Genomic DNA, 26526 nt, shown 5'->3' on the forward strand with positions numbered 1-26526 from the left:
CTCCTCTATTTTATTTTGTATACATACCATACCTTGGACTACCACTAGGCTAAAGCCGTCGTGGATTCCTAAGTACAGAGCTCTAACGAACTCTAATTGATTAGGCGATCCCCGTAGTCCCTACGGTTAGAAGTCTTTCGGCTTCTTTTTTGAGATTAATACTTGCGTTAATATCTCGATCGTGATGTGTATGACATGACGGACATGTCCATTCACGAAGATTGAGATTTTTAACGTCTTTGTTTTGGTGTCCGCAATTTGAACACAATTGAGAGCTGGCAAACGTTTTAGATACCGTAACAACTTGTTTGCCATACCATTTCGCTTTATATTCCAACATCGTTCTAAATTGATACCATGAAACCTCACTAATTGCCTTAGATAATTTACGATTCTTTAGCATATTGGATACGTGCAAATCTTCTATTCCGATCACATCGTGGTTTTTGATGATTTCAGTAGAGATTTTTTGCAAGTAATCTGTTCGTGCATTGATGATCTTCTCATGTATTCTTGCGACTTTCCGTCTTTGTTTTTGATAGTTTTTAGCTTCGCTTACTTTACATCTTCGTTTTATTACTAATTGCCGCCTTCTTGATAGAATACGCTGTTCTTTCGCTAATTTTTCTTCTAGCTTACGAAACCATTTGGGATTACTAAATACTTCACCGTTCGAAAGTATAGCAAAGTCTTTCAGACCAACATCTACACCTATGGAAGAATTGGTTTTTGGTAATTTATCTACATTAGTTTCAACAAGTATAGATACAAAGTATTTTCCGCTTGAGTTGCGTCTGATTGTAGCGTTTAAAATACGCCCTTCTACCTCGCGACTTTTAGCGAACTTTACTAAGCCTAGTTTAGGTAATTTAATCTTATTCCCTACAACAGCGATGTTCCCGTTCGTATGTTTTGTAACATACGACTGAACTCTATTCTTTTTAGATTTAAAGCGAGGTGCTTTATTTTGTTTCTTGAAAAATCTACTATATGCGTCAGCAAGATTTTTAAGAGAAGATTGTAAAGCGATACTGTCTACTTCTTTTAGCCATTCTAATTCTTTCTTTAATTGTGTTAATTGGGAAGAGCAAGTCGTATAGGTCAACCCTTTACCTGTTTCTTCATACGCATCCTTCCATTTAGCTAAAAAGTAATTATACACAAAACGATAACAACCGATTGTTTTAGCGATTAAGACTTCTTGTTTTTTGTTAGGATAGATACGAAACTTATACGCTTTATGAATGAACATTGATTTTCACCTCCTTTTTTAAAATATACTAAAAATATATATAAATTTAGTAAGTATATCAACAATATACTCGAAAGGTGGTGAGGTGATTGGAACGTGTACCAAAACTAATTAAGTTCCCTGTCGATTTAGTCGTACGAATCGAGGAATATAGGGAACAACACCAGATCCGAACTTTTTCAGGCACTGTCTACGAACTAATCAGGAAAGGTCTAGAAAAACAATGAAATACGTTTCTGAAAATCATAGTAAGCATTTCATTATGTGTCATTTCATGCTACTCTCCTAAGTGGAGTATTCTTGAAATAGTTAGGTTGTTAAAACAACTCACGACTTATAGAATCTGGCAAAAACATAGTGAGTACCTTTCTCGACATTTTTGGAAGGAACGAACCTTCTGAAGTGATGGATATTTCTCATGTAGCATTGGAAATGCTAGCAAAGAGACTATTCAACAGTACATTCAAACACAAGGTAGTCAGGGCTTACATCCCCTAGCCTAAAGGCATAGGGGTTTTACGCCCAACCCCATAAAAAAACAACGCAAATAACCTCTACCCGACTATCTCGAGTAGAGGTTATTTTACGGTTGGCTCAGTGCTTTGTTCTATTTTAATCTACTCCCTCTTAGCAGAGGGAGACAAACATAATATAGGTATCTCTATTATCTATGATATTTCAATCCACTCCCCCTAAGCAGAGGGAGACACGGTCGTTTAAAGAGTACAGTGGAGCATCTAACATTTCAATCCACTCCCCCTAAGCAGAGGGAGACTTGTATTTGGGAGTGCAACATATTTTACGATTTGTATTTCAATCCACTCCCCCTAAGCAGAGGGAGACTGTACTTGTCACTCAAAGCGCCTGATAAAACGATTATTTCAATCCACTCCCCCTAAGCAGAGGGAGACTGCGAGGGGTTGTGTTTGAATCCCTCAATTACTACATATTGTGCCTCATTTCCCTTTTTCTTGCAAGTGCTTGCTTACACTTCACTAACAGTTCATAAAGCACACTGTTTTCTTTGCGAAGGTCCCGGGGTTTTCATGGGCACTTCGGGTTCGCAAATTGGCTTGTCTTTTCGAACAGTCCTTCTCTTTACTTTTTCATTTCATCGTTTTTCTTTTTAAACACCGTGTCGAAAATCGATTGGATTTGGTCGGGGGGATGTGAAATGGTTAAAGAAAAATATAAAAACAGTCCCGTTCGATCGTCTTTTCATACTTTCATTTAAGCAGTTTCTTCTCGATTTCATCATTAACTGCACGAACAAACAGTTCTAGACGGTGGCCGAAGTAAAGTTGCAGGAAGATGTTTTGTTCCCATTGTTGTTTCAGCCACTGTACTTCTTCACGGCGCGATAATTCGTGAGTCATAATGTGCTCGACGTAGCGTTCGATATTCGTTTCTTCCCGCTGTTCGAAAGTGTAGAAATTCGGAATCTGTTCCGTCATCGCATAATATTGGATGAGCGCGCGAATGTCGCGGGTTTCGTATGCCGGGATGTAAGAAGCTTCTTGGAAATATAAACGTTCCGCTTCTCGCGTTAAAGCGGTTAATCGTTCGTCGCTTAACCGCTCTTCTCGTAAGTCTCGAGAGACGAGTTTAGGCAACCCTTGCATCAGTTTCGCATAACTTTCGGCTGTACTTTCAAAAATAATAATTTCTCTATGTTCCGTAACCTCTCCCTCTTCTGTCGGAACAAGCAATTCAAATAAATATAATCCGAGTGGAATCGACTTTTGGAAAGGGATTTCTTTCAGCCAGCCGTCGCGATCCGTTGAAAGTTGTTCGACATAGGCACGGATCATTTTCGTCGAAAGCAATTCAGTGACGAGTCGTTCTTGACGCGGATCTCGCCCATTTTGAACATCTTCACCTACGAGCAAATGACGCGGGTTTTCCCAGGCGATCGCATTAGACCAATCGTCGATAAAGCTGACGATATACGCATGACGCGTCCCACCTGCCCGCTCTCCACGCAAAGCGCGTCCGAGCATTTGTGTCATCAATATTTTACTCGTCGTCGGTCGTGTTAAAAAGACCGTTTGGACATTAGGTAAATCTGTCCCCTCTGTCAACATATTTACATTGATGAGCACAGGAAATTCTCCGCGCTTAAATGCTACGATATGTCGGCGCCTTGCTTCTTGCGACGTATCGATACGCAATGTGTCATCGGTGACGCTCGAAATAATTGCCTCAGCGTGAATCCCTGATAAACGGAATGTTTCACGAAGGGCGATTGCATGAACCCGATTCATCGCAAAAACGAGCGTCTGCCCGTACGCTGCTTCATGTTCCTTGTAATGTTGAGTGATCAGTTCATTTCGCTGATGATTGTCCGTTAATTGACGTGATACGTGTTGCGGTAGTTTATCTAACGCTTGAATTTGGTGGATGTCACACTCTTTCCAATCCGTCTCGACGATGTAATTCGTTTCCACATCGATGAGGTGAGGCTCGGCTAAAATTCCTTTTGTAATGAGTTGGGTTAAGTCGATTTTATAAACGATATCATCGTGAAAAATAGCACGCATCGACCCGACTTCTTCCTCCGCCGTACGAAAAGGAGTTGCCGTTAGCCCGAGCAAGGTCACCGATACGACAGCTTCTAAACTTTCCAACAGTTCACGATATGTTCTCGTTGGCGCATGATGCGCTTCATCAATGATGACGAATAACTCTTCATCATTAGCGAGCCACTGTTGCAAAACCGCTTCTTGACGATACAAACTATCTTTACTCGCGATGATGACATCGTCTGTCATTTCAATTGCTCGCGCGCGTTCATGGACGCCGGATATGACACGACAGTGATAGGTCTCGCGCTCTGGGATCAGCTCTTCATAGGAGACATTCAAAAAGGCGTGATGCGCTTGGTCAAGCAATTCATGTCGATGAGCGAGCCACAGCACTTTTTTCCCTTCTGCGATGCTCCGCTTCGCAAGAAAACGTGCCGCGGTCGCCGTCTTTCCCCCACCTGTCGGCAAGACAAGCAAGCTTGAAAAATGACGTTTTTGTTCATATAAGCAGTCTAAATGATGAAGAGCCTCTTCTTGATGAGGGTACGGTCGCTGTGGTGTGAATCCACTTTGAACAGTGATTTGTGTCGCCCGCTTCGCTTCTAATGTGTGCATCTGTGCTTTTTTCTCTACTTGAAAATGAATCGCTTTTTCAAGGGAGACAGTGGCGATCGTTTCGCCTGGATTGACGTAATGTAACTCGTATACTTCCATCATTTCATGCCACCGTGTCACGAACGCTTCCGTACGACGTTTCGTTCTACATTGGCGCAAAATCGTCCTCACCTTCACTTGAGTTTGGCCGTTTAGATTTTGCTCCGCTCTCTCTTTTAATTTTTCTACATACTGTCGCATACCCGTCGCTCCTTTTCTTTACTCCCCTCAATTATCTCAAAACCCTCTTTTTTGTAAAGTGCTTCTCTTTCGAAATACCGTGTTGAAGACAAATTAGATATGACGAAAATTATATTTCATTTCATTAAATTTTAATTTTTAAATTGTTTTGAATTTGCTCCCCCGCTCTTTTAAGTTCTCTAGATACAATTCCATATCTACCATTTCATTTCTTCACTTTATTCAATTATCTCAGATGTTTATTTTCTAGAAATTCCGAAAAGCTCTATAACTTTTTTGTGTTTTTATGTTACTTTATGTTTACTTATGATAAAGTTTGTGTTAAATTGTTAGTGAAAACGATTACAAAGGGGTGTTATATGTGAAAAGAAGTTTTATTTTTATGTTTATTGTTTCTTTAATTTTAGTTTTAACAGCTTGTGGGAATGGTGGAAAAGACGCTACTCCTAAAGAGAAAGTTGAAGGCGTACCTGATGAAGTTCAAGGTGATATTCAAGTAGCTGTCATTCGAAATTTACCATCAGACGATCACACAAAACAATTTTTAGATGGGGCACGTAAAGAAGGAGAAGCGTTAGGTTTCAAAGTAGATACCTTCATTTCGGATGGAGATGACGCTAAGTTCCAAGATCTAGTAAAACAAGCAATTCAAAAGAAATATACAGGCTTAATTATTTCACATGGAAAAGAAGGTTATTCACAGGAGTTAATTCAACCAGCACTAGACGCTGGAATTAAAGTCGTTACATTTGACACTGTAGCTGACAATGAAGGACTAACTGCCACTGTTCAAAATGATCAAGAATTAGCAAGATTAAGTTTAGAAGAAATTGTAGCTTTGAGTAAGAATAATGAACCTGTTAAAGTCTTAAAATTATGGTTTGGAGGAATTCCACCATTAGATACTCGAGAACAAATTTACAAACAATATGAATCTGAAGGTAAAATTCAAACTATTGAAACTATTGGACCTTCGAATATGCAAGATATACAGGGAGACATCTCTTCAAGTGTAAGCTCGATTCTAAGTAAATATCCTGAAGGTACTATTGATGCGATTTGGGCATCATGGGATGAACTAGCTAAAGGTGGATACAACGCTTTAAAAGATAATAAAAGAACAGATATCCCATTAATTTCTATTGATATATCAAACCAAGATATTAACTTAATGAACGAAAAAGAGAGCACTTGGCTATCAACAGCAGCTGTTGATCCCAACTTAATCGGAACGATGAATATGCGTCTATTAGCTAAAAAAATTGCAAATGAAGATACACCAAGTGAGTATCAACTAGAGCCTAAACTCATTAAACAATCAGATTTAAAAGAGGATACTAATATGACAAATCTACATGAAGTTGTGGATGGATGGGGAGTTTCAGATGATTTCATTGAAAATTGGATGTCGAAGTTAAAAGAAGTTTATTCGAAATAATTCAAAATAATCGTGCACATTGAGATATCTCTGTGTGCACGTCCTTTCGAAATATAAAATTAAAGTTGGTGATAAGTAATGAAAGCCGTTGAATTAAAAATGAACAATATAAATATTGAATTCCCGGGAGTTCACGCTTTAAAAGGAGTGGATTTCACACTAAAATCAGGTACTATCAACGCTTTAATTGGTGCTAATGGTGCTGGAAAATCTACTCTGATGAAAATCCTTTCTGGATCATATAGTCATTATACGGGAGAAATCACATTAAACGATAAGCCTGCAACGATCCGAAATCCTAAACAAGCTAAAAATTTAGGAATTGATATCGTTCATCAAGAAGTAGATATTGCATTAGTTCCATACCTAACTGTAGCTGAGAACATACTATTAGATAAAATAGCCAACAATATGGAGAATAGACACCGAATAAAATGGAAAGAAATTCATCAAGAAGCTAAAGAAGTTCTTTTGCAGCTAGATATCCATTTGCCAACACATCGCTTAATTTCTGAGTTAACTTTAGCCGATAAACAAATGGTGTTAATTGCTAGATCTCTTATTAATAAACCTAAATTTTTAATTTTAGACGAACCAACAGCACCATTAAGTGATACTGAAACAGAAAAGCTATTTTTTACTATAAGAAAATTACAAAACGAATTTAATATAGGAATAGTTTTCATCTCACATAGATTACCTGAATTATTTGAAATTTGCGAAAATATAACAGTCATGCGTGACGGGTTAATCGTGTCAAATAAGAAAATTAAAAATACAACGATTGATGAAATCGTTAAAGATATGCTAGGTGATGAATCTACACATCTTTATGTAAAAAAAGAAAAAACTATCGGAAATACAACATTACAAGTAACAGATTTAACAAATCATGATCTCTCTATTAAAAATATCTCTCTTCACATTAATTCTGGAGAAATTGTAGGTATTGCCGGTTTAGTAGGAGCTGGTAAAACTGAACTTTGTAAAACATTGTTTGGTGATTTCCCGATTAAAAGTGGCACTATCCAAATTAATGAGGAAATACAAAAATACAAAAATACTGCACAAGCTGTAAATAAAGGTATTGCCCTTGTTCCTGAAGAGCGACGTAAAGAAGGCATTTTTGTCGATGAACCTGTTTATAAAAACTTTACAATTTCACATTTAAAAAATTTTTCTAGTCGATTCAATATCCTTTCTCAAAAAAAAGAAAGAGAAATTTCCAAAGAAATGATAGCAAAACTTGGAGTGAAAACACCTAATGAACTTCAAAATATTGGATTACTCTCTGGAGGTAATCAACAAAAAGTAGCTGTTGGAAAATGGTTAATTTCCCCTGCCCACGTTTATATATTTGATGAACCAACTAAAGGAATTGACATTGGTGCTAAAGCTGAAATGTTTGAACTAATCGATCAGCTTGCTAGCGAAGGTAAAGCTGTTCTGTACGCCTCTAGTGAATTACAAGAGATTTTAACAATTACAGATCGAATTTATATTATGTATGACAATAAAATCGTTAAAGAAGTTTTAACTAAAGATACTTCAGAAGAAGAAATTATGTTCTTTTCAACAGGAGGTACTAAATGATGGACACATTAAATTCGAAGAATATATTGAATTTCTTAAATAAATGGGGAGTTATTTTAGCAGTAATTTTAATTATTCTCTTCTTCACATTCTCACTACCTGATTTATTTTTAACAAGCTCAAATATTATTAATATTTTACGAAGCATTTCAATTGTCACTATTATAGCAGTTGGTCTTACGATTTCTTTATCGGTCAATGGGTTTGATTTATCTGTTGGCTCTGCTGCTACCGTTTCAAGCTCTTTAATTATTTCATTCTTCGTTTGGTATAACATGCCTTTCGGTATTGCTCTACCTTTAGCAATTTTATTAACACTTATTATTGCTGGAATCAACGCTTTTTTAATTGTAAAAGTTAAAATTCCTGATTTATTCGCTACTTTATCTACGATGTTTATTTTTGAAGGGGTTGCGATGACTTACACAGGTGGTGGATCAATTAGTGTCGGTATGCCTAAACTCGACGGTTCTCCTACTACAGGAAAACTTCCTGAACTTTTTTTAAAACTAGGACAAACTCCTTGGATTATCATTATCATGTTAATTTCAGTATTTCTAGTACACCTTTTCTTAAATCATTCAAAACATGGTAGATACATGTATATGATTGGTGGCAATCAAGAAGCCGCTCGACTCTCAGGAATTCCTGTTAAAAAATATCGCGCACTAGCTTATGTACTGTCTACATTCTTTGCAGCATTAGGCGGTATAGTTTTAGCTTCATACGTTGGTTCTTCCCAAATCAATGCTGGTTCAGGTTATTTAATGCCTGCAGTTGCAGCTGCTTTTATAGGTTCTTCATTCGCTGGACATGGTAAACCAAATGCCATTGGAACCTTTGTAGGTGCCGTACTCGTTGGTGTTTTAGAAAATGGACTCGTTATGATGTCCGTTCCTTACTACTCTTTAAATATTGTGAAAGGTACTGTGCTTGCCCTAGCATTAGCATCTACGTATTACAGCCAAAAGAAATTTTAATTAAAAAGGAGTGTTCACAATGACTAAATTCACTGAATATTTTTTAATGAATTCTGAAGATGCCAAAAAATATGCTTTTGAAAAAACTGATATTTTTACAAATTTAGACAATTTGAAGTGTGAAGAAATTGGTGATGGGAACTTGAATTATGTTTTTAAAATTCAAGATATTCACACAGGCCATTCCATTATTTTGAAACAAGCAAGCACAATAGCAAGGATTTCAGATGAGATAAAACTTTCAACAAATCGAATTCGTATCGAATCAGATATCCTTTCTTTATATGGCAAGTTTACTCCTGAACATGCACCACATGTTTTTTCTTACGATCCTATTATGAATTGTTTTTTAATGGAAGACCTTTCAGATCACGCTATCTTACGTTCTAGTCTTAACGAATTTCAAACCTACCCTAATTTGGCAGACCATCTTTCTACTTTCATTACAAATGTGCTATTACCGACTACCGATTTTATAATGGACCATCAAGAAAAGAAAAATGAAATTAAACGGTTTATTAATCCTGATTTATGTGATATTTCTGAAGAGTTAGTTTTTACCGAGCCTTACACAAATCATAATAATCGAAACTTACTTTTTGAGCCACATAAAGAATGGCTTCAAAGTACAATTTCAGATGATCTCAAATTACATTTTGAAGCAGCTAAATTAAAATGGAAATTCATGAATAATCCTGAAGCTTTAATTCATGGCGACTTACACACTGGTTCTATTTTTGTCACAAAAGATTCTACTAAAGTTATTGATCCTGAATTTGCTTTTTATGGACCTATTGGATACGACATCGGGAATGTCATTGCAAATATGCTATTTGCACATGTTCGAGCATACGTATACAAACAAAGTGATTATTTAAAATGGAGTGAAAAAACAATTGTTCAGTTTGTAGATTTGACTTTCTCTAAAATGGAAAGTTTCTTAAATTCTCAAAATACTCACTCCTTCTTCTCTTCTAATTCATTCATTTCAGACTTTTTAACGAATGTCAAAAAAGATACTGCCGGTATGGCAAGCTTAGAAATGATTAGACGAACAATCGGATTAGCTCAAGTAATTGATATTACTTCTATTGAAGACGATAATTTGAGAATGTTTGCTGAAAAAGTGATTATCCTTACAGCTAAACATTACATGCTTAATCCAAGTTCGTTACTTACAGGCCAAGACTATATGAATATTTTAAATGAAAAATTAAGTGAGGCGAAAAACTATGAAAACAATTGAATGGAAAGATAACTCAGTTATTTTATTAGATCAACGAATTCTTCCTAACAAAATTGAATATGTCGTATGTAAAGATGTCAAATCGGTATGGCATGGTATCCAAGATATGATTGTCAGAGGTGCCCCTGCAATTGGTGTAACAGCGGCTTATGGAATGGCCATAGGTGCATTAAATATTAATACTGATGACTTAAACACATTTAGAAAAAATTTCAAAGAAATTGGAGATTACTTAGCTACTTCACGCCCTACTGCTGTTAATCTTTTTTGGGCTATCGAACGAATGATTGCATGCTCAAATGAAAGTGTTCATTCTGTTATAGATTTGAAAGAACGATTAGTTGATGAAGCTATCGAAATTCATAAAGAGGATGAACTTATTAACTATAAAATTGGCGAAAATATGCTTTCTCTATTAGAAGATGGTTGTGGAATTTTAACACATTGTAATGCTGGTGCTCTAGCAACTACTAAATACGGGACAGCAACAGCCGCTATCTATCTCGCACAAGAAAAAGGATGGAATTTTAAAGTCTATTCAGACGAAACAAGACCTCGTCTACAAGGCTCTACACTAACCGCTTTTGAATTGCACCAAGCAGGCATTGATGTTACAGTCATTACTGATAGTATGGCGGCTGTTGTGATGGCAGAAGGTAAAATTGATGCAATTATTGTTGGAGCCGATCGAGTAGCCGCTAACGGAGATGTAGCTAATAAAATTGGAACTTTTAATTTATCCATTTTAGCTCGTAACTTTAACATACCGTTGTATATCGCAGTCCCAACGCCTACCATCGATTTAGAAACTAAAACTGGGAAAGATATACCAATTGAAGAGCGAGATCCCCTCGAAGTTATTTGTGGTTTTGGTTCTTTCACTGCGCCGAAAGATGTTAAGGTGTATAACCCTGCTTTTGATGTTACTCCTGCTGATAATATTACAGCTATTGTTACAGAAAAAGGCATTGTTCGAGCTCCTTTTGAAGAAAATTTAAAAAAACTGTTCCAATATTAGCTCAAAATTTAGGAGAGAGTGAGCGTGTCGCAACAGTGTTACCTGAAAATCGCAGAAAACAAATTATAGAAATTTTAAAAACAAAGGATTATGCAGAAGTGAGTTATTTAAGTGATACTTTCAAAGTCTCGGAAATGACCATTAGACGAGATATTGATCGCCTAGAAAGTGAAGACTTAGTAGTGAAAGTTTATGGTGGAGTTCGTTTAAAAGCTTTAAATGAACGTGAATGGGAGCTCCCTATAAACGAACGATTAACTGAAAACTATGAGGCTAAAAATTTAGTTACAGATTTAGCTTATGAAGAAATTCAAGATGGTGATGTAATAGCTTTTGACGCTAGTACGACTGCTCTTGTTTTAAGTCAAAAAATCAAATTCACTAAAAAAGTCACGGTAATCACAAACAACATCAATATAGCTTTAGAATTATCCGAAGATCCAGATATTTCCACTATCTTGTTAGGGGGATTCGTGAGAAGAACTTCTCTATCTTTAATTGGTACAGGTATTCCCAAATATTTAGAATCACTATATATCGATAAAGCATTTATTTCTTGTAAAGCGATTAATGCAGAGGACGGTGTGATGGACTCTTTAATGGATGAAGGTGAAGCTAAACAAGCAATCATCAAACGTTCTAAGAAAATCTATATACTAGCTGACCATTCTAAAATTGCAACGACAGCATTTTTTAAAATTTGTCAGCCTACAAGTATAGACTACTTAATTACTGATGAGTTAGTAAATACCGACTCTGCAAAACAACAATGCCTCCAACAATATATCGATTTAGGTGTTGACGTCCAGATCGCAAAGGAATAATGCGGAAGGAGAATTTATGTTATTACAAAAAGAACGTGAAGAGGTCGTAAAATACTGCAAGAAATTAATAACACACCATTTAACAAAAGGAACTGGTGGAAATATAAGTGTTTTTAACAGAGAAAAGGAGTTAATCGCTATTAGTCCTAGCGGAATAGATTATGATCAATTAACTCTAGAAGATATCGTTATTGTTAACTTACAACATGAAATTGTCGATGGTATGCACAAACCATCTAGTGAATTAAATATGCACTCTATTTTTTACAAAAAGAGAAATGATCTCAATGCAATTGTCCATACTCATTCAACATTCGCTAAAACACTTGCTTCTCTTCGATGGGACTTACCTGCTGTTTCTTACTTGGTAGCCTATGCTGGAAAAAATGTGCGCTGTGCTGAATATGCTAGCTTTGGTACTGAACAACTTGCCATTAATGCTTTCGAAGCGATGAAAAATAGAAAAGCAGCTCTTCTTGCAAATCATGGTATGATTGCTGGTGCACACGATTTAAAGAATGCTTTTAATGTCGCTGAAGAGATTGAATTTTGCGCTGAAATTTATTACCGCTCAAAACAACTTGGAAATCCTGTTATTTTAGATGATACTGAAATGGAGAGTATGTTAAACTCCTTTAAAACATACGGACAGAAACAATAAGTTCTATATAGGAGCAATAACCCCCATCGATATTTATTTAAAGATAAATATCGATGGGGGTTTTAACTCCATTTACTTTTTTGATTCATCATTTTTCTTTTTGAACACCGTGTCGAAGATTGATTGGATTTGGTCTGGGGACATGAAGTTGTTGAAGAAGTCGACGACGGATAAGTTCGCATCTTCTTTTTCTTTCACTTTAAATTGATAGCACACTTCGTTCACTGTATAGCCGAGTGCGTAAGTGATGGATGTGGCAATGGTTGCGTTCATCGCACCCCCGACGATGCTGCCCGCTCCTGGTACGAGTTTCGCCGCTTGAGCGGCTGCGGAGCGTCCTAAGTTCGCCATGATCGTGCCACCAATTAACCCTTGCAACGCCTGCATAAATTCATGTTGCGATCCTTTCAAGTCATACATGCGAATGAGATCGGCGACCATTTTCGTCTGATTCGCAATTAAAAGCGGCGCATCCGCGAACGGAATCGGAGTGAGTGCGACCGTGCCACTAATGGCTGATGCTTTGCCGACGAGGTTAATGCCTTCTTTTCGTTTCAACTTCATATGATGACGTTGTTTCATCGCAAAACTTTGATGTTGCCCTGCTTCTAGTTGTGTCCCCGACCATTCGATTAACGCTTGTAAGTCTAATTTATCGATTAGAGCAGGCACTTGCGACACCGCAAAGACAGGGACATCGAGTTTTGCGAGTTCCGCTTTCATCGCTTCTAGGCCGTCTACATCCGTTTGGTCTGCTTTCGTTAATACCGCACATACCGGCCACTTTTCGCGCTTGCACTGTTCGATAAATTGAATGTCGTAATCGAGCACGCGACGGCTCGCAGCGGATACACAATGCCACATTAAATGAAGTTTTTCCGTTGCCATCATGTTTGCGATTTCGCGTTCATACAACGCGTGTGTCGCGTCCGTTAGTTCGTATCCTTTCGTATCGTAAATGACGATCGGATAGTCTTCTTTCGTATATTTTTCAGTTTGTTGAGTGACGGGTGTACCGACGCCAGTTTGCGCTAAGTCTTCATCGAATACGAGGTTGACGAGTGTACTTTTCCCCGCTCCTGTCGCCCCACTTACTAAAATGTGGACATCTTCCCCTTCATATTTTTTCTCTAATTGTTCTTGAACGCCGACAAATAATTGTGCAGCGACTTGTTCTTTCATTTTCATCCTTGTACTCCTCTCGTTTTTTCTTCCAATAGGTCAATATTTCGTTCGATTAATGAACGAATCGATGGCATCGCTTCACGTATGAGTTCATCCGCTTGTTCTTCGTAACGTTCGGCTAGTTTTTTCTTCGTTTGCCAAAGTTTGCTGATCCCTTTTGCCGTATAGTATGGAATCGATAATAACGGAAGTAAGACGATCGCGATCCCTTTCATCACTTTTTGGACCGCTTCGACAATTTGAACCGTCCACTCTTTCACTTCTTTCCAAAACGCCTCCATATCGGTAATCGCTACACTCGAATTACCGAATAAAATATTCAATTGATTGTTGTACAGTTGAAAAACAGCGCCTAATTCTTCTTGAATGACGCGCGAAGTGATCGTTTCGTAAAAGTGCTCCAACGAATACGTCGCTATTTTTTCCGCTTCTTTTCGCGAGTCCGCTTGTAACATCGCTCGTTTCACCAGTTCGACGCGCTCTTTCATCACATATTCGATGCGAATCGGCAACTGATGGCGCAATGATTTAAAGTAGTTTTGACGGATGGTGGCGAGCAGTTGTTCTTTTCCGAAGTATTGCAATGTTTCGCCTGTCAGTAATGTCATTTCAACACTATTCACACGAACGATTGTCATTTGTTCAGCCACTTGTTGTTTGATCGTTTTTTCTAACTGGGCGAGTTGTGCTTCTTCTACCCCGCCGCTTTTCGTTAACGCGACGACGACTTCAATGCCCGCTTCACGCAGGCGATTTAATACGTCCACTTCAAACGGTTCAATGCGCGCTCCTTGTGCGTCGATGCAGTAAAGTGCGATATGAATCCATTCTTCAACACGTTGCTCTGCGCCGTGCTCGCGTAAAAAGTGAGCAAACTGTTGAAACCATACGTCACTTTTACCCGCTTCCATCCCCCATGAATCAATGAGCGTAATCGGCACTCCTTGCAATACTTTCTGTTCTTTAAAAAAGCCTTCCGCGGTTACGGGGCGGCCAATGCCTGTTTCGCGTACATTTTCTTCAAATAAATAATTTAAAAGTGAGCTTTTGCCGACGCCACTTTTTCCTAAAATTAAAATGTTTACCGTTTCCATCCGTTCGTCACCTCATGTTCTTTACGTCACACCGATTTGCGAAGTTTCATCTTCTTTTTCCATTCTACCTGATATGTACCCGATTTTTGTAAATAGATGTATTTTCTCTCCCTTTTTTCACTTTCTTGTTATACTGAAATAAAAGGGGGAATTGCATGGGACATGCGCATAGTCATGATCATCACGATCATTTTCATGACACACGAAATATGAATCGAAAAGCTTTAATTTTCACTTTACTTTTAACATCTACCATTATGATTGTTGAATTTGTAGGAGGACTTTGGACGAATAGTTTAGCGCTCTTGTCGGACGCTGGGCATATGTTGAGCGACGCGAGTTCGTTAGCGCTCAGTCTCATTGCGATTTCTTTCGCGATGCGCCCGCCTTCTCCGAATAAAACGTTCGGCTATTACCGTTTTGAAATGATGGCCGCTCTTTTTAACGGTGTGACGCTGTTCGTCATCGCTGGATTTATCATTTATGAAGCGATCGGCCGTTTCGCTGCACCACCGAATGTCGCGAGTGGTACGATGATTTTCATTGCGACGATCGGACTCATTGCCAATCTCGGAAGTGCTACGATTTTGTTGAAGAAAGGTGACGTGGAAGGGAATTTAAATATGAAGAGTGCGTATCTTCACGTGCTCGGGGATTTGCTCGGCTCTGTCGGTGCGATTATCGCAGGAGTCGTCATGTACTTTTTTGAATGGTACATCGCCGATCCGATCATTTCCGTCGTCGTTGCTTTACTTATTTTAAAAAGCGCTTGGGGTGTGTTTAAAGAAAGTATGCACGTCTTAATGGAAGGTGTGCCCCGTCATATGGATTTCGAAGAAGTAGAGCATGCGCTCAGTTCTTTAGAAGGTGTCGTAAAAGTGCATGATTTGCACATTTGGGCAATCACGTCGGGGATGGATATGTTAAGTGCACATATCGTTGTGGAAGATGATGTCGATGAGCAAGTCGTTTTGCAACGAGCGATCGACATCTTATACGAGCAATTCAAGCTCGAACATAGTACGATTCAAATTGAAAAGAGTGAAATCGTGCACGGAAAATTAAACATTTAACGCTTTGCAAAAGACGTTTCGCTAAAATACGTGCGGAACGTCTTTTTTCCTCTTTTCATTCTCGTGCGACATGCGTACAATGGAAAACAGATTCATGTAAGAGGAGGTTATCCATATGAAAGATCAACGTTTTCGTATCGCGAATCGCGAAGCATTGATCGGCGTTGGACTTGTCATCATTAACTTTGCGATTTGGTTCGGCTTCGCGTACGGACTCGGAAGCACAGACCCTGAAAATTATACATATGTGCTCGGCTTCCCTGCTTGGTTTTTTTATAGCACGATGGCAGGTACCGTCTTTATGATTGCGCTCATTATTTTCGTCTTAAAACGTTACTTCAAAGACGTACCGTTTGACGATGAGGAGGAAAAATTATGATTCATTGGCAAGTCATCCTTCCACTCGTCCTCTTTTTAATCCTTATTTTTATGATTGGCATTTGGGCGAATACGCGATTGCGCCAAAGCGATTCTTTTTTACAAGAATACTTTTTAGGCGGTCGGGAAATGGGCGGGTTTTTACTCGCGATGACGATGATTGCGACGTACGGGAGCGCTTCGAGTTTTATCGGAGGACCTGGTGTCGCCTATACGAAAGGACTCGGCTGGGTGTTGCTGGCGATGGCGCAGTTACCTGCGGGCTATTTCGTTTTAATGGTGCTCGGCAAAAAGTTCGCGATTATCGCGCGCAAATTTAATACGATTACGCTCATCGACTTTTTGAAAATTCGTTATCAAAGCGATGCGATTGTGCTACTTTCTGCGCTTGCTATTATTATTTTCTTATTTTCTTCGATGACGGCACAATGGGTCGGAGGCGCGCGTTTAATCGAATCACTTACCGGTCTCTCTTATACGGCCGCACTGTTCATTTTCGCAGCGAGCGTCCTCGTTTACGTCATTATCGGCGGGTTCCGCGCAGTCGCTTTAACGGATGCCGTGCAAGGGTCGATCATGGTGATTGGAACGATTATTTTACTCGTCGGGACGATTATCGCCGGTGGTGGCATTGAAGCGATTATGGCTTCGCTCGTCGCTGAAAATCCTCAGCTCATTACGCCGTTCGGAGCGGAAGGAGATTTAACCCCGTTGTACGTCTCCACGTTTTGGATTTTAATCGGGATTGGCGTTGTCGGGCTTCCCCAAATTGCGGTGCGTGCGATGAGTTATAAAGATTCGAAAAGTATGCACCGAGCGATCATAATCGGAACGATTGCGATTGGAACGATTATGTTCGGCATGCATTTAATCGGAGTGTTCGCACGTCCGATTTTGCCTGGCATTGAAATCGGAGACAAAGTGATGCCATTATTAACATTGGAAGTACTCCCTCCATTTGTTGCGGGATTCGTCCTCGCCGCTCCGATGGCTGCGACGATGTCGACGGTGAATGCTTTACTCATTCTCGTCAGCTCGACCGTCGTGAAAGACATTTATTTAAATTACGTCAAACCAGAAGCATCCGAAACGTCGATTAAACGGGTCAGCTTCTGGACGACAAGCATTATCGGACTCGCTGTCGTTTTATTTGCGATGAATCCGCCAAGCTTAATCGTCTGGCTCAATTTATTCGCATTCGGTGGACTAGAAGCCGCTTTCGTCTGGTCCGTCGTGTTCGGCTTGTATTGGAAAGGGGCGAACAAGTACGGCGCGCTTGCTTCCATGGTCGTCGGGATGACGTCTTACATCGCTATTTCCATTTGGTGGCCCCACGTATTCGGCATGCATTCGGTCACTTTGCCGATTGTGTTCTCGTTACTCGCCTTTCTCATCATGAGTATGGCGACACATAGGCGTGTGCAACCTTTCGTTCTTTTCGATTAACAAAACAAAACGCTTCCTCGTATTTTTTACGAGGAAGCGTTTTTTTATGAGCCGATGAGCGCTTCTCCTGCGCCTCCACCCATTAGAGCGTCCAATTCATCACGCACTTCTTGAATGCGCTCTTGCACACCTGGCATATTCGGTTCTGTCGCTGCAAGGAGCAATAATTGTTGCAGTAACTCCTGATAATAAGCGATTAGTTTCTTCTTTTCTTCCGCTGACATCGCATTCGCTTGACGTGTTGCAGTCGACGGATCGACAGCATTCCCCTTCGTCGTTAAGCGCGTTTGTAACGTTTCATGAAAAGAAACTTCTGTGCGCGAGCGAGTTTGTTCTACTCGACTCTCTCCTCGCCCTAACGGCACATATGGCATAATTTTCATATTCTCACCCCTCCGTAATATCGGATAATTTCAACGGTTGTTGAGACGTGAGAAGACGTTCGCGAATTTCATCGATCGTTTCAATTAATTTTTGCAAGGCAGGCGTGACATATTGTGATTTGCGGTAAATGAATACCGTTGAGATTTTACTATATTGCTTCGGTAATTCGTAATAATGTAAATACCCGTCTTCAATGTATCGTTCCGCTACTTCATACGGAATATAGGCGATGCCGAGCCCTGAAATAACCGAGTTAATCATCGTTTCGAGCGTTCCGAGTTCCATCGTTTTGCTCGGCACTTCCCCTTGGTCAAAAAACCATTCATTCAACTTCGCACGGTACATACACCCTTCACTAAAACGAATGATCGGTTCTCGCATAATTTCATCGAGGGGGCGGTCTTTTTTATTTGAAATGATGACGAGTTTCTCATCGAACACTTCCACTTGTTCTAGTTGCGGGTCGTTGATCATATTACTTTTCGTCACGAAAGCACCGTCTAATTTATATTCGAGCACTTCATCGCGCAATTGCGCCGTCACCCCTGTCGATAACGTAAGGTCGACTTGTTCGTAACGTTTAATGTACGTCGCTAATATTAACGGCAATTCAATTACCGTTTCGACCGACGCGATTTTCAACTCTCCGCCGACTAAATCTTGATTCGACGCGATCATTTTCATTTTTTCGGACAGCGAAATCATTTGTTGCACGTACGGAATGAGTGCCTTTCCTTCATTCGTTAATGAGACTCCTTTCGGATGTCGGCGAAATAGTTGGATATTTAAATCTTTTTCGAGCTTTTGTATGCGAGATGTAATATTCGATTGTGCGTAGTTTAAGCGTTGTGCTGCCTGATTAATACTGCCGCAGTTGGCGACTTCTTGGAAAATACGTAAATCTCGAATGTTCATATAAAATCCTCCTTGATATCTCACTTTAAGATATCTAATATCTTTAACAATCATTTTACACGATATGAAGAATATTGTTAAATAGAAAGTAAGTTGAACATACCCATTCGAGATAGGAGATAGATAAAATGCGTAACAATATTTTTGTCGGAGCACTTTTAGCGATTATTGCCAGCGCTTCTTGGGGCGCGATGTTCCCTGTTGCAAACGACGCGTTTTTACACATTGACCCGTTTTATTTTACAATCATTCGTTATTTACCCGTTGCCCTCATTTTAAGCGTTGCGCTTTGGATGGTAGAAGGGAAAGAAGCTTTCAAAACAGAAGGAAATGGATTCCAGATTTGGTTTTTCGGAACGATGGGATTCACCGTCTATAATTTGTTCATTTTCTGGGGACAAAATATGCTTGGCGACTCGGGTGTCGTCCTCGCCTCAATTATGGAATCTCTCGCACCGATCATTTCGGTATTGATTGTATGGGGCTTATATAAACAACGCCCTCATGCTTTCACGATGTTTACCGTTGTCGGCGCATTCGTCGGTGTGCTGCTCGTTGTGACGAACGGAGACTTCTTATCCTTGTTCGGACCAGGACGACTCGTTCCGTTCATCATTTTATTAATCGCAGCGGGCGGTTGGGCATTTTACACGATTGGTGGAAGTGTGTTCCCGCGATGGACCGTTCTCCGCTACTCAGCATTGAGCGTATTGTACGGAACACTCACAGCGACAGTCGTCGTCATGATATCAAGCCTCATCGGATGGATAGACGTCCCGACGATGGCAGAAGTGTATACGGTTCGTTATCATATGTTGTTCATGATTTTCATCCCGGGTTTACTCGCTTTAATTTTTTGGAATCAAGCAGTCGTTATTTTAAAGCCAATCAACGCGATTTTGTTCATTAACGTTGCACCCGTGACGACAATCATCATTCGCGTCCTCCAAGGATATACCGTGAGCTTTTACGAAATTGCAGGTGTACTCATCGTATCTGTGATGATCATCGCGAACAATTTATATCAACGATCTTTGCTACAACACGAAAGAAGAAAGCGTCTCTCTTTAAAAAATAAAGCAAAGACCGCTTCTTCCCTTCAATAAAACAACCCGAAACTTCGCGCCACACGAAGTTTCGGGTTGTTTAAAGAATACGATAATCGCGCTCGTGGCGCAGTAACTGTTGTTCAATCGCACGTGCGCCTGGGAATGCTTCCGCCCCTTCATCGACGACGCGATGAAGGGACGATGAGCCACAATCCATTATGTAAGAGAGCACGCTTCACCGCGTAAACTGCTTCTGGCTTGTCGATAAAGGCTGCCACTTGTTGAATCGTTCTTGTCTCACCGTACGGAATGAGCATGATCGCTTCGAAAATATCCGCTTGAATATCCGTCACTTCAAAAGCAGATGATAATTCAAAATCCATCCGTTCTCCTGCGAAATAGTCCCGCACTTGTTGCTCCGCCAACTGCAAAATAGCTAAATTTTTGGGAATTTTCTTCTCTCTCGGCATCTCAATTGGAGCAAGCCATGTAATTTTACGTTCCAATGTTTGAACGACCCACGGACCGATTGGAGTTTCTATTATTTTTTCATACATCATTCGTTCTCTCCTTTCTCTTACTATCGTACAACTTCACGCTTTATCAAGAATAATTTGACATTATCATTTACTTTACAACTTTTTTCATTCATGATAAAGAGAATATAAAATTGGAGGGATTTGCCAATGAGACAACTCTTTTTATTCGCACTTCTTTTCGTATTGACGGCGTGCCAATCATCGACATATAAATCGATGATGGAGACAGGGGAAGAACAGTTTGCAGCGGGTGAATACCGCGTCGCTCTAACGATGTTTGAAAAAGCACTATCTGAAAAAAATACAGATGAAGTAAATGAATGGCTCAGTTGGACGAATGCGATGCTCGAAGGCCAACAACTAATGGAGGAAGAACGTTGGGAAGAAGCGAAACAATTTTTCGAAGATTTACAAAAGCGACCAGCGACTGTGCTTAACCCGACATTGCATCAACGCATCGGACAAGCGGAACAAAAACAGATTGCACAAGCATTAAAAGAGCCCGATATCGTCGCTGAAGCACTCGCGATTGAAGACGATGCCAAACGATTCGAGCGAATTGAACATTTATTGACAAATGAAAGAACAAACTTAAAAGCAGAGCAACTTGAAGCATTAAAAGGCGAAAAACAGACCATTTTAGATGAAACAAAGCATAAGAAAAAAGAACATACAACAAAACCAGTTAACAATAGACAAGCAACAATCGATCATATGGAAACACAAGTAAACGGGCAAGCGTATGTCAACCAAGTCGTTCAAACAATCACCCAAGCATTTGAAGAGGGGGCTTCTACACTTCAACCTTATCAAAACATGCTTTCTCCTTATTTAACATCGCCTATGTTAAATGATTATATGACTCATTACAAAAGTGGAGCACTTTGTTACGAATGCGACATGGAACTCATTCCAGGGCATTACAATCCTTTGAAATTCATTCGCTATGCAGATGTATCTCCAACAGGTGATTACGTATATGTCGATTATTCTACCTATAGTGACTGGTATGGCTATTCGGAATATCGCTTCCGTTACGAATTAGACGGGAAGCGTTGGAAAATTGCTGAAATTAAAGCGATGAACTAAATAATAAAGCGCATGACACCCTCACAAAAGATGATGTCATGCGCTATTTAAATCGTTTAGCCATCAGTTCGATGAAGTCATAAATGGACCATACATAAAAATGGACTCAAGCTTCTGTATGGTAAGACGAACGATTAAAAAAATCGCAAACTCCCACTTTTACTAAAATGAGAAATTTGCGATTTTTATTCAGTGCGAGCTATTCGCCCTCGCATTAGCTTATTTTTTAGCCAATGCAGAACTCTTCAAAATGGACTTTTCACTTTATTTTTGCGAATTTCAGTCAATGCTTGAGACGAAGCCGTTGCATGGCGTTTTGCTCGGTCATAGAGCACTTCTTGACTGTTAATGACCGGCTCCCCCGCTTTGCGCGGAACGTAATGATACGTACCGTCTGCTGCTTGTTCACGCGCTTTCACATTGTCCGACCAAATGAGATCGAGCCAGCCGATAATACGGTCGCGTAAATGCGGCTTTAAAATCGGGAATAAAATCTCCACACGGCGGTCCATATTGCGTGTCATCATATCCGCTGAAGATAAATACACTTTTTCATCCCCATTGTTATGGAAGTAGAAAATGCGCGTATGTTCGAGGAAGCGACCGACGATACTGCGAACGGTAATGTTTTCACTAATGCCAGGAATGCCTGGACGCAAGCAACAAATACCTCTCACAATCAAATCAATTTTCACTCCTGCGCGCGATGCTTCGTACATTTTCATAATGAGCGCCTTGTCGGACAGTGAGTTCATTTTCGCTATGATATGTCCATTGCCATGCTTTTTATGATGTTCCATCTCTTTTTCCATCAGTTCGATAAACTTTTTACGAATATCGACCGGTGAAACGATTAAATGATTGTATTTCGGTTTCTTCATATAGCCGCTTAAATGGTTGAAGAAATTCGTCGCATCTTCCCCGATTTCTTCATTCGTTGTGATAAGTCCGAGATCCGTGTAAATACGTGCGGTCGCGTCGTTATAGTTCCCCGTTCCGAGATGAACGAAGCGCTCAATTTTATTGTTGCGACGACGAACGATTAATGAAATTTTACTATGCGTCTTTAAATAAATAATGCCGTAAATGACGTGACAACCTGCTTTTTCAAGTTCGCGTGCCCATTGGACGTTATTTTCTTCATCAAAACGCGCCTTTAACTCAAGTAATACCGTCACTTGCTTGCCGTTTTCTGCTGCTCGTTTTAAACTTTTAATAATTGGTGAGTTGCCGCTGACACGGTAAAGCGTTTGTTTAATTGCTAATACGTCAGGATGTTCCGCTGCACGTGCGATCAATTCGACGACCGGATCGAATGATTCATACGGATGGTGAAGTAATAAGTCTTCTTCAAGCGCTGCATCGAGCACATTTTGGCCCGCTACTAAATCTTGTGGCACTTGCGGTGGGTGCGGCGCGTCTGCTAATGTCGGATGCGTCTCTTTTAACGCGCCGTAAAACGAGAATAAAAATGTTAAATCGAGTGGCGCTTCATAAAAGTATGTATGTTTGCGCTCCACTTCTAATTTATCGATTAAGAAATTGACAATCGTATCATTTTTATTATCTCCTTGAATTTCAAGACGAACTGCCGCGCCCCATTGACGTTTACGCAATTCTTGTTCGATTTCCGCAAGCAAATCTTGCGCCCCTTCTTCGTGAATCGTCAAGTCCGCATTGCGTGTGATGCGGAAAGCCGTCACCGATGTCACTTGGAAACCTTTAAACAATTTATGAATGAAATAACTAAGAACATTTTCCAACAAAACGAACACGCGTTTCGTTTCTGTTTCTTCATGCGCTGGGATTTCGATATAACGCTTTAAAACAGAAGGCACTTGAACGATTGATAATTTCTCATCATCCGTCGCATCTCCTTGCCTTTTCGATGGCTTATTTCCGACTGTAATGGCTAAGTTTAATGACTTATTTAACAATTTCGGAAATGGTCGATGGGCATCGATGACCATCGGCGTAAGCACTGGAAAAATATGCTCGTCGAAATGCTCTTCTAAATATTGAATATCCTCTTTTGATAACTCTTCCATTTTTAAGACGTGAATATTATAATCTTTCAACTTCGGCATTAAAGCTAAATACGTATTGTTTTGAATTTCGACATGTTTATGTAGAACATCTGAAATAGCATTCAATTGCGCTCTTGGGGTCATTCCGGCTTTATTTTCTGGAATGTTGTATCCCGCATGAATTTGATCGAATAAACTCGCTACACGCACCATGAAAAACTCATCTAAGTTGGATTCATAAATCGCTAAAAATTTTAAACGTTCTAAAAAAGCATTGCGTTCATCCATCGCTTCTTCTAGTACACGTAAGTTAAAATTTAGCCAGCTAATTTCACGGTTATTGTAATAAAGCGTATTGTTTAAATCTACCTCTTTTTCCACCGGCACAAGCTCTTGTTTTTCATTCGTTAATGGTGTCGTTTCCACATCATCGCTCTCCTTTATTTAAAATTCAAATAATTCTCTATTCTTTAGTATAACAATATAGTACCAAAGAATCCGTTGAATTTCTGTGAATTTTTGTAAATTTCGTGTAAATTACAACTTTTCTACAAAATTTGGGGAGATTGTTACATTAAATTGCTTTTCTAAATGTTTTTTCTGCCGATTAAAATGATATTTCTCAGCTATGATGGAGCATTCATAAATGATTTTCGCTTCCCAAAATGATTCTTTTGGTTCATGTATGATAATCATTTTAACATGGGATGTTTTTGTACGATCTAATGTTTGAGCCACTTTCAAAATCGCTCCTAATGCTGCATAACGATGGAGTTCTTGTTCCGTAAACCATGGGGAGAATGGTTCGACATATTGATTGAACAATCGGCGATTTTTAAATGAAGCAATGAGCGCAATCGCAATTCGCTCTTTTTGTGATAAACCAAGTAGTGTATAATGCGAAACGAGGAAGAAAGTCATGTTACTCGTCTCAGCATCCGCTTTTTTACCTAAGTTAAAAATCGGTGTCGCAAGTCGAAGTAAATGTTCGTCAGAAGAATCGAATATCGGGCGTAGATGATTCACCTCGTGAAAGAGCTGAAGCGCGAGTCGACGCAAGTCATCTTCTTGTTGACTCCCTATGTAGAATCGACTTTTCAATTCATATAAACTTTCCTCGATTAGTTCATCACCTTGTTCCTCTGTCTTCCCTTGCATCTCATAAAGAAGACCGTCGCGCAAACCGCGATTGCTAATGATCCACGTCGATGTATGAACCGCTTCACATAAAGCGATAAAAGTGGCGATTGCAGGTTGCAATGTGTCCGCCCTTTCTTTATCGATGACATCCATCTTTTGCAAGCTTGATAAACTTTGCTCAGAAATAATATCTTCTACTTTGCGCAATTGTTTAACCGTCATTTCGTAATGGTGAAGTTCGTCCAGTGGGTAATCGATTATTTGTTGGTACATGCGACCGATATTACGAGCACTTCCACCAATTGCGATGACGGGTACTTGTAAGTTTTGTAACCAGTCGAGTGAAGCAAACTGTTCCGTTAAAAATTGTTTCATACGCTTCTGTTCTTTCGCTGTGAGCATTTCATCTGAAATATATTCCATTTTTAAAGAAAGCGCTCCGAAATGGAAACTATGATAGTTTTTCATTTTGCCATCTTTGAAATACGTGATTTCCGTACTGCCCCCGCCAATATCAATCGTTACCGCCTCTTGCAAACTGATGGAATGATGAACAGCAAAGTAACCGTAGTATGCTTCTTCATAATCACTGAGCAAACGGATTTGAATATTTGTTTCCGCTTTCACACGAGCGAGTACGTCATCGCAATTTGCAGCGAGCCGTAAAGAAGCTGTCGCAACTGCTACACATTCATCTACCCCATAATGATCGACGATTTTCATGAATTCATGTAATGTAGAGACAAGGATATGAATTCCTTCTTCGGATAAATTTCCCTCTTCGTCAAAACGGGATCGTAAACGAGCCGTTTCTTTAATATTTTCGATACATTCATAACTATATCGGTCTTGACGTTTTTCATAAATGACGAGTCGAATCGTATTCGATCCGATATCGATAATACTGATTTTATGAGACATATTAGCACCTTCCTCAATTCATAACGCCTTACATATACCCTAGATGGGTTGTTACAAATCATAATCGATTTTTCAAGATATGACAAATACAACATGGAGGTTTTTAACATGCATTTAACATTACAAGAGGTAGACTTATCAAAAAAGCTATCAAAAAAAGAATACAAAGCACAATTGAAACATTACCAATTTGAATTGCTCAAATTGCAACAAACATTTTATTTAAACGATATTCCCGCAGTATTCGCTTTTGAAGGATGGGATGCTGCTGGAAAAGGTGGCGCAATCAAACGTTTAACAGAACGACTCGACCCACGTGGCTACAAAGTGCATCCGACTGCTGCACCGACGACAGAAGAAAAAAGTCAACACTATTTACAACGTTTCTGGCGCAATTTACCGCGCTACGGAGGCATCGCGATTTTTGACCGTTCTTGGTACGGACGCGTCCTTGTCGAGCGTATCGAAGGGTTTGCAACAGAGGACGAATGGCAACGTGCTTACGGCCAAATTAACAACTTCGAAAAAACATTAACGGATGAAAAATTCCTCGTCTTAAAGTTTTGGTTCCATGTGAGCAAGGACGAACAACTCGCACGCTTTAAAAGTCGTGAAGAAGATCCGTTCCGCCGTTGGAAATTAACAGAAGAAGATTGGCGCAATCGCGAACAATGGGATGCCTATGAAGAGGCTGTAGACGATATGTTTGCGAAAACGAATACGAAAAATGCTCCTTGGTATATTATCGAGGGTAACCAAAAACGCTATGCGCGCGTTCGCACATTGCAACTCATTACGTATGCGATGCGCAAACACCTTGAAAAATTAAATATTCCAGTCGCACATGATCATTTGCAAAAATAATAAAAACTTCCTCCTGAATAAAAAAGGAGG

General features: G+C 39.6%; 22 protein-coding genes and 1 CRISPR repeat array. Of the genes, 13 read left to right on the forward strand and 9 right to left on the reverse strand.

What is annotated here, in order from left to right; genetic code table 11:
• Positions 1-100 precede the first annotated feature (100 nt).
• Positions 101-1252: an IS200/IS605 family element RNA-guided endonuclease TnpB gene (gene tnpB, locus IRY55_RS04955; protein ID WP_194562134.1), complete on the reverse strand. Its 1152-nt coding sequence runs from the start codon at positions 1250-1252 to the stop codon at positions 101-103.
• Between the two features lie 609 nt (positions 1253-1861).
• A CRISPR array of direct repeats spans positions 1862-2163; the repeat unit is 33 nt; unit sequence ATTTCAATCCACTCCCCCTAAGCAGAGGGAGAC.
• 315 nt (positions 2164-2478) lie between these two features.
• Positions 2479-4632: a DEAD/DEAH box helicase gene (locus IRY55_RS04965; RefSeq protein ID WP_194562135.1), complete on the reverse strand. Its 2154-nt coding sequence runs from the start codon at positions 4630-4632 to the stop codon at positions 2479-2481.
• A 361-nt stretch (positions 4633-4993) separates the two neighbouring features.
• On the opposite strand from IRY55_RS04965, the gene IRY55_RS04970 reads away from it, so the two are divergent.
• The 7 genes from IRY55_RS04970 to IRY55_RS05000 all read left to right on the forward strand — a co-directional run bounded on the left by IRY55_RS04970 (position 4994) and on the right by IRY55_RS05000 (position 12392).
• Entirely contained in the window at positions 4994-6070 is a 1077-nt protein-coding gene (locus IRY55_RS04970) for a sugar ABC transporter substrate-binding protein (protein WP_328799617.1), read from the forward strand.
• A gap of 78 nt (positions 6071-6148) precedes the next feature.
• Entirely contained in the window at positions 6149-7663 is a 1515-nt protein-coding gene (locus IRY55_RS04975; protein WP_194562136.1) for a sugar ABC transporter ATP-binding protein, read from the forward strand.
• Positions 7660-8643: an ABC transporter permease gene (locus tag IRY55_RS04980; RefSeq protein WP_194562137.1), complete on the forward strand. Its 984-nt coding sequence runs from the start codon at positions 7660-7662 to the stop codon at positions 8641-8643. The genes IRY55_RS04975 and IRY55_RS04980 overlap by 4 nt, the downstream gene beginning before the upstream one ends.
• Before the next feature lie 19 nt (positions 8644-8662).
• Positions 8663-9889: an S-methyl-5-thioribose kinase gene (mtnK, locus tag IRY55_RS04985; protein ID WP_194562138.1), complete on the forward strand. Its 1227-nt coding sequence runs from the start codon at positions 8663-8665 to the stop codon at positions 9887-9889.
• A complete protein-coding gene (gene mtnA / locus IRY55_RS04990; protein WP_194562139.1) occupies positions 9876-10907 on the forward strand; it encodes an S-methyl-5-thioribose-1-phosphate isomerase in 1032 nt (343 codons plus the stop codon). Before mtnK ends, mtnA begins: the two co-directional genes overlap by 14 nt.
• 35 nt (positions 10908-10942) lie before the next feature.
• Positions 10943-11731, forward strand: coding sequence for a DeoR/GlpR family DNA-binding transcription regulator (locus IRY55_RS04995; protein ID WP_194562140.1), 789 nt, complete (start codon positions 10943-10945; stop codon positions 11729-11731).
• A 16-nt stretch (positions 11732-11747) separates the two neighbouring features.
• A complete protein-coding gene (locus IRY55_RS05000) occupies positions 11748-12392 on the forward strand; it encodes an L-fuculose-phosphate aldolase (protein WP_194562141.1) in 645 nt (214 codons plus the stop codon).
• A 72-nt stretch (positions 12393-12464) separates the two neighbouring features.
• On the opposite strand, the gene IRY55_RS05005 is transcribed toward IRY55_RS05000, so the two are convergent.
• Positions 12465-13580: a YcjF family protein gene (locus tag IRY55_RS05005; RefSeq protein ID WP_194562142.1), complete on the reverse strand. Its 1116-nt coding sequence runs from the start codon at positions 13578-13580 to the stop codon at positions 12465-12467.
• Positions 13577-14671, reverse strand: a complete 1095-nt coding sequence (locus IRY55_RS05010; protein ID WP_194562143.1) for a GTPase — start codon at positions 14669-14671, stop codon at positions 13577-13579. Before IRY55_RS05010 ends, IRY55_RS05005 begins: the two co-directional genes overlap by 4 nt.
• A gap of 155 nt (positions 14672-14826) precedes the next feature.
• Here IRY55_RS05010 and IRY55_RS05015 point away from each other — a divergent pair, with 155 nt between their 5' ends.
• The 3 genes from IRY55_RS05015 (at position 14827) to panF (ending at position 17568) form a co-directional block, all read left to right on the forward strand.
• Positions 14827-15744, forward strand: a complete 918-nt coding sequence (locus IRY55_RS05015; protein ID WP_194562144.1) for a cation diffusion facilitator family transporter — start codon at positions 14827-14829, stop codon at positions 15742-15744.
• Positions 15745-15859: 115 nt separating this feature from the next.
• Complete coding sequence (locus tag IRY55_RS05020) at positions 15860-16123, forward strand: YhdT family protein (RefSeq protein WP_194562145.1); 264 nt, start codon at positions 15860-15862, stop codon at positions 16121-16123.
• Complete coding sequence (gene panF, locus IRY55_RS05025) at positions 16123-17568, forward strand: sodium/pantothenate symporter (RefSeq protein WP_194562395.1); 1446 nt, start codon at positions 16123-16125, stop codon at positions 17566-17568. Before IRY55_RS05020 ends, panF begins: the two co-directional genes overlap by 1 nt.
• Before the next feature lie 44 nt (positions 17569-17612).
• Here the strand turns inward: panF and IRY55_RS05030 are convergent, their stop codons facing one another.
• Both IRY55_RS05030 and IRY55_RS05035 read right to left on the reverse strand, forming a co-directional pair.
• Positions 17613-17951: a hypothetical protein gene (locus IRY55_RS05030; RefSeq protein WP_194562146.1), complete on the reverse strand. Its 339-nt coding sequence runs from the start codon at positions 17949-17951 to the stop codon at positions 17613-17615.
• 4 nt (positions 17952-17955) lie between these two features.
• Entirely contained in the window at positions 17956-18867 is a 912-nt protein-coding gene (locus IRY55_RS05035; RefSeq protein ID WP_194562147.1) for a LysR family transcriptional regulator, read from the reverse strand.
• A 128-nt stretch (positions 18868-18995) separates the two neighbouring features.
• Here IRY55_RS05035 and IRY55_RS05040 point away from each other — a divergent pair, with 128 nt between their 5' ends.
• The gene (locus IRY55_RS05040; protein WP_194562148.1) at positions 18996-19973 is read left to right on the forward strand and encodes a DMT family transporter; all 978 of its coding nucleotides are present in this window, start codon (positions 18996-18998) and stop codon (positions 19971-19973) included.
• A 119-nt stretch (positions 19974-20092) separates the two neighbouring features.
• Here the strand turns inward: IRY55_RS05040 and IRY55_RS05045 are convergent, their stop codons facing one another.
• Positions 20093-20476 (reverse strand): methylated-DNA--[protein]-cysteine S-methyltransferase, encoded by a 384-nt coding sequence (locus IRY55_RS05045; protein ID WP_194562149.1) that lies wholly within the window; start codon positions 20474-20476, stop codon positions 20093-20095.
• Positions 20477-20602: 126 nt separating this feature from the next.
• Here IRY55_RS05045 and IRY55_RS05050 point away from each other — a divergent pair, with 126 nt between their 5' ends.
• Positions 20603-21544: a hypothetical protein gene (locus IRY55_RS05050; protein WP_194562150.1), complete on the forward strand. Its 942-nt coding sequence runs from the start codon at positions 20603-20605 to the stop codon at positions 21542-21544.
• 245 nt (positions 21545-21789) lie between these two features.
• Here IRY55_RS05050 and IRY55_RS05055 read toward each other — a convergent pair whose 3' ends face one another.
• Positions 21790-23997, reverse strand: a complete 2208-nt coding sequence (locus IRY55_RS05055) for an RNA degradosome polyphosphate kinase (protein ID WP_328799618.1) — start codon at positions 23995-23997, stop codon at positions 21790-21792.
• Between the two features lie 111 nt (positions 23998-24108).
• Positions 24109-25632 carry a Ppx/GppA family phosphatase gene (locus tag IRY55_RS05060; protein WP_194562151.1) on the reverse strand — a complete coding sequence of 508 codons (1524 nt, stop codon included), beginning with the start codon at positions 25630-25632 and terminating at the stop codon, positions 24109-24111.
• Positions 25633-25740: 108 nt separating this feature from the next.
• Here IRY55_RS05060 and IRY55_RS05065 point away from each other — a divergent pair, with 108 nt between their 5' ends.
• Positions 25741-26496, forward strand: coding sequence for a polyphosphate kinase 2 family protein (locus tag IRY55_RS05065; protein WP_194562152.1), 756 nt, complete (start codon positions 25741-25743; stop codon positions 26494-26496).
• The last annotated feature ends 30 nt before the right edge of the window (positions 26497-26526 follow it).

This window comes from Savagea serpentis, from assembly GCF_015351395.1.
In the GTDB taxonomy this organism is placed as follows: domain Bacteria; phylum Bacillota; class Bacilli; order Bacillales_A; family Planococcaceae; genus Savagea; species Savagea serpentis.

Coding starts and splice junctions, on each gene's coding strand:
- tnpB (WP_194562134.1), bottom strand. CDS start 1,252: ATGTTCATTCATAAAGCGTATAAGTTTCGTATCTATCCTAACAAAAAA.
- IRY55_RS04965 (WP_194562135.1), bottom strand. CDS start 4,632: ATGCGACAGTATGTAGAAAAATTAAAAGAGAGAGCGGAGCAAAATCTA.
- IRY55_RS04975 (WP_194562136.1), top strand. CDS start 6,149: ATGAAAGCCGTTGAATTAAAAATGAACAATATAAATATTGAATTCCCG.
- IRY55_RS04980 (WP_194562137.1), top strand. CDS start 7,660: ATGATGGACACATTAAATTCGAAGAATATATTGAATTTCTTAAATAAA.
- mtnK (WP_194562138.1), top strand. CDS start 8,663: ATGACTAAATTCACTGAATATTTTTTAATGAATTCTGAAGATGCCAAA.
- mtnA (WP_194562139.1), top strand. CDS start 9,876: ATGAAAACAATTGAATGGAAAGATAACTCAGTTATTTTATTAGATCAA.
- IRY55_RS05000 (WP_194562141.1), top strand. CDS start 11,748: ATGTTATTACAAAAAGAACGTGAAGAGGTCGTAAAATACTGCAAGAAA.
- IRY55_RS05005 (WP_194562142.1), bottom strand. CDS start 13,580: ATGAAAATGAAAGAACAAGTCGCTGCACAATTATTTGTCGGCGTTCAA.
- IRY55_RS05010 (WP_194562143.1), bottom strand. CDS start 14,671: ATGGAAACGGTAAACATTTTAATTTTAGGAAAAAGTGGCGTCGGCAAA.
- IRY55_RS05015 (WP_194562144.1), top strand. CDS start 14,827: ATGGGACATGCGCATAGTCATGATCATCACGATCATTTTCATGACACA.
- IRY55_RS05020 (WP_194562145.1), top strand. CDS start 15,860: ATGAAAGATCAACGTTTTCGTATCGCGAATCGCGAAGCATTGATCGGC.
- IRY55_RS05030 (WP_194562146.1), bottom strand. CDS start 17,951: ATGAAAATTATGCCATATGTGCCGTTAGGGCGAGGAGAGAGTCGAGTA.
- IRY55_RS05035 (WP_194562147.1), bottom strand. CDS start 18,867: ATGAACATTCGAGATTTACGTATTTTCCAAGAAGTCGCCAACTGCGGC.
- IRY55_RS05040 (WP_194562148.1), top strand. CDS start 18,996: ATGCGTAACAATATTTTTGTCGGAGCACTTTTAGCGATTATTGCCAGC.
- IRY55_RS05045 (WP_194562149.1), bottom strand. CDS start 20,476: ATGATGTATGAAAAAATAATAGAAACTCCAATCGGTCCGTGGGTCGTT.
- IRY55_RS05050 (WP_194562150.1), top strand. CDS start 20,603: ATGAGACAACTCTTTTTATTCGCACTTCTTTTCGTATTGACGGCGTGC.
- IRY55_RS05060 (WP_194562151.1), bottom strand. CDS start 25,632: ATGTCTCATAAAATCAGTATTATCGATATCGGATCGAATACGATTCGA.
- IRY55_RS05065 (WP_194562152.1), top strand. CDS start 25,741: ATGCATTTAACATTACAAGAGGTAGACTTATCAAAAAAGCTATCAAAA.